Consider the following 3,821-nt stretch of genomic DNA (forward strand, 5'->3'; position numbering starts at 1 on the left):
GTCCGCGACGCCGGAAACCCTTCTGCGCCGCGGGAAACCATGCCATAGAGTTCCCCGATCGCGACGTTATTCGAGGACAGACCCGTGAACCCGCTCGCCCATCAACCGCCCCGGATCGCCAGCGCGAATGGCATCGATATCTGCTACGAGATCTTCGGCGACGCCGATGCGGCGCCGATGCTGCTGATCATGGGCCTCGGCGCCCAGATGATCCATTGGGACGACGATTTCTGCCGGCAGCTCGCCGCGCGCCGTTTTCGCGTCATCCGCTTCGACAATCGCGATATCGGCAAGTCCGGCAAGATGACCGGCGGCAAGCGCCTGACCCCGGTCGAACTGCTCAAGCTGCGGTTCCTGAAGATTCCGGTCGCCGCGCCCTACCGGCTGCGCGACATGGCCGAGGATACGATAGGGCTGATGGAGGTGCTCGGCATCAAGTCGGCGCATCTGGTCGGCGCCTCGATGGGCGGCATGATCGCCCAGGAAATCGCGATCTCGTTTCCGCAAAGGGTCCGCTCGCTCACCTCGATCATGTCGACCACGGGCAATCCCAAAGTGCCGCCGCCGAGCCGCGAAGCGGCCGCGGTGCTGATGGCGCCGCCGCCAACCACCAAGGAGGAATATTTCGAGCGCTTTGCCGACACCTGGAAAATCCTGCGCGCCGGCTCCTTTCCGGAAGACGAGGCGCTCGACCGCTCGCGGGCCGAACGCACCTTCGAGCGCGGCCTCAACCCGGCCGGCGTCGGGCGGCAGCTTCGCGCGATCCTCGCCTCGGGCAGCCGCAAAGAGCGGCTGCACGCGGTGAAAGCCCCGACACTGGTGATTCACGGCACGGTCGATCCGCTGGTGCGCCCGGAGGGCGGCAAGGACACCGCGGCCGCCATCCCCGGCGCCAAACTCCTGATGATCGAGGGCATGGGCCACGCGCTGCCGATCCCGATGTGGCCGCAGATCATCGACGCCATCGACAAGCATGCGCACGGCGCGGCGGCGAAGGCGGCATAGAACTACAGGGAGCTGTCCGATGGTGGCATCCGATAAATCATTCGTTGGGTCGATCCCGGAAATCTACCATCGGTTTCTGGTGCCGCTGATCTTCGAACCCTATGCGCGCGATCTCGCCGGGCGGTTGGCAAAAGCAGAGCCGCGGAAGGTGCTGGAAACGGCCGCGGGAACCGGCGTCCTGACCCGGGCGATGCTGGCGAGTCTTGCCGCCGAAGCGCGCATCGTTGCAACCGACCTCAATCAGCCGATGCTCGATCGGGCCGCGGCGCAACAATCGGGCGATGGCCGGATCGAGTGGCGGCAGGCCGACGCCCTTGCCTTGCCATTCGCGGATCGAGGCTTTGACGCGGCGGCCTGCCAGTTCGGCGTGATGTTCTTTCCGGACAAGGTTCGAGCCTACAGCGAGGTGCGCCGGGTCCTGAAGCCTGGCGGACGTTTCTTTTTCAATGTATGGGGCCCGATCTCGGATAACGAATTCGCCGAAACGGTGAGCGAAGCGCTGGCGGCGCTGTTTCCGCACGATCCCCCGCGCTTCATGGCCCGCACGCCGCACGGCTACCATGATGTCGAACGAATCCGGCAGGACCTCGACGCCGCAGGGCTCACGGCCATCTCGATCGACGTCGTGGAGCACCAAAGCAAGGCGCCTTCGCCACGCGATGCCGCGATCGCTTATTGCCAGGGGACGCCGCTGCGAAGTGAAATCGAGGCCCGCGACGCCTCGGGCCTGGAAACCGCCACCCAACGGACGGCCGAAGCACTGGCGCGCCGATTTGGCGACGGCGCCATCGAAGGCCGCGTGCAGGCTTTGGTGATCACCGCCAGCCGCGGCTGACGCGCGCGTTAGCCCTTTGTCGCGATCCAGATGACGTGACGTGCCCCGCCGCCTTTTCCGGTGGCGCGCACGGCGACCTCGTTGACGCCGAAGCCGGCTTCGCACAGGCGCCTGGTAAACGGCGGATTGGGCGCGGACGACCAGACCGCGAGCACACCGCGAGGGCGCAGCGCCGCGCAGGCGGCTTTCAATCCGGCGGGATCGTAGAGCGCGTCATTGGCCTTCCGTGTCAGGCCTTCCGGGCCGTTATCGACGTCCAGCAGGATCGCGTCGAAGGTTTGCCGATGCGATCGGATCACTTCGGAGACATCGGTCTCCAAGATGCTCACGCGCGGATCGGTCAGGCTGTCGCCAAAAATCTCCGCCATCGGGCCTCTCGCCCAGGCGACCACGGCCGGCACCAGTTCGGCCACCACGATCCGCGCATCGGCACCCAACACCGCGAGCGCGGCGCGCAGCGTAAAGCCCATGCCCAGACCGCCGATCAGGAGATGCGGTTTCTCGATTGCTTCGATCTTCTTGCAGGCGAGGCTGGCGAGCGCGGCCTCGGAGCCGCTGAGCCGGCTGTTCATCAGCTCGTTGGCGCCGAGCATGATCGAGAATTCGGCGCCGCGTCGCATCAGGCGCAGTTCCCCGTCCGTGCCGGGAACGCGCGCCGTATCGATCTTCACCCACGGAATCATGACACGGCTTCCAGCACGATCAGCCGACGCTGCGGACCGCGTCAGCCCCCCGCCCAGACATCGAGCACATAGCGGTTGTTGCTGCCGAGATCGTCGATCCAGCGCTGGCCTGCATCGGCGTCCGCGCTGTTGCGCTCGCGGTAGATCGCGACCAGCGCGGCCTTGACGTCTGGCTCCATCTTGCTGCCGTCGCCGCAGACATAGATGATCGCGCCCTGTTCGATCAGGCTCCAGACCCGGTCCTTTTGGGCTGCGACCAGATGCTGCACATAGGTCTTGGGACCGTCGCTGCGCGAGAACGCGGTATGCAGTTCGGTGACGCCACTGGCCGCAAAAGCCTTGAGCTCGTCGGCATAGAGATAGTCCTGCGCGGGGTGGCGGCAGCCGAAGAACAGCATCGAAGGACCAAGGCTCGCGCCCTCCGCCTTGCGGGCCGCGCGCTCCTGCAGGAAGCCGCGGAACGGCGCCAGCCCAGTGCCGGGTCCGATCATGATGATCGGTCGGGCCGGATCGTCGGGCAGGCGGAAACCGGCCTTGGTTTCGCGAACCGTGGCCAGAACGATGTCGCCGACGCGGCGGCCGGCGAGATAGTTCGAGCAGACGCCCTTGTAGATGCCCTGCCCCGAACTCGCAGGCCCCTCGACCACGCCGACGGTAACACTGCAGCGCGCGGGATCGCACGACGGCGAGGACGAGATCGAGTAGTAGCGCGGCGCGAGCAGCGACAGCATTTCGAGATAGGCGTGAAAAGGCAGTTCGCAGGCCGGGTATTCCTCCAGCAGGTCGAACACCGATTTGCGCTTGCCCAATACCTCGGCGCGGTAACGTTCAGTCGATTGTTCGTCGTCGCCGACCAGGGCGAGAAGTTTCGGCCTGGTGACCGGGCAGCGCGTGTGTTCCGACATGATCTGGATCTGCTTGCGGGTCGCCACCTGCTGCAGTTCGACGAATTCGGTCAACAGCCGCCCGACCGACACGACGTCGCCGACCGGCAATTGCGCGCGGCGGCCGGCGGCGACCTGCAGCCTGATCTGGTCCGACGGCAGGAAGCCGAAGCGGCGCGCGACGGAATCGACCAGCGCCGGATCGTTGCGCGGCACCACGCTGAGATGGTCGCCGACCCGATAGATGATATCCGGCGGCAGTTGCACCTCGATATGACGGGTCGATCGGCCGGATGGATTGCCGCCCGATTTGTTCTGCAGTTCGGTATTGACCAGCACCTTCATCGCCGCGACGCCGCCCATCGCCACCACCGCGTTCACCGCCGACGGCGCGACTGGCTCGATCGTGTACAG

The 3,821-nt window shown here is 66.1% G+C and carries 3 protein-coding genes and 1 pseudogene; 2 read left to right on the forward strand and 2 right to left on the reverse strand.

The features are described from left to right. Positions 1 to 84: 84 nt before the first annotated feature. Both WCE35_RS07935 and WCE35_RS07940 read left to right on the forward strand, forming a co-directional pair. Positions 85 to 1,005 carry an alpha/beta fold hydrolase gene (locus tag WCE35_RS07935; RefSeq protein ID WP_424592799.1) on the forward strand — a complete coding sequence of 307 codons (921 nt, stop codon included), beginning with the start codon at positions 85 to 87 and terminating at the stop codon, positions 1,003 to 1,005. A gap of 19 nt (positions 1,006 to 1,024) precedes the next feature. Further along, entirely contained in the window at positions 1,025 to 1,840 is an 816-nt protein-coding gene (locus tag WCE35_RS07940; protein ID WP_424592800.1) for a class I SAM-dependent methyltransferase, read from the forward strand. Positions 1,841 to 1,848: 8 nt separating this feature from the next. On the opposite strand, the gene WCE35_RS07945 is transcribed toward WCE35_RS07940, so the two are convergent. Both WCE35_RS07945 and WCE35_RS07950 read right to left on the reverse strand, forming a co-directional pair. Then, complete coding sequence (locus WCE35_RS07945) at positions 1,849 to 2,523, reverse strand: spermidine synthase (RefSeq protein ID WP_424592801.1); 675 nt, start codon at positions 2,521 to 2,523, stop codon at positions 1,849 to 1,851. 41 nt (positions 2,524 to 2,564) lie between these two features. Beyond that, a pseudogene (locus tag WCE35_RS07950) lies at positions 2,565 to 3,821 on the reverse strand (NADPH--cytochrome reductase); the annotation flags it as partial.

The sequence above is a fragment of the Bradyrhizobium sp. genome, assembly GCF_049691595.1.
Lineage (GTDB): Bacteria > Pseudomonadota > Alphaproteobacteria > Rhizobiales > Xanthobacteraceae > Bradyrhizobium.

Excerpts from the sequence above, each read along its gene's own strand:
- WCE35_RS07940 (WP_424592800.1), top strand. The coding sequence starts at position 1,025 with ATGGTGGCATCCGATAAATCATTCGTTGGGTCGATCCCGGAAATCTAC.
- WCE35_RS07945 (WP_424592801.1), bottom strand. The coding sequence starts at position 2,523 with ATGATTCCGTGGGTGAAGATCGATACGGCGCGCGTTCCCGGCACGGAC.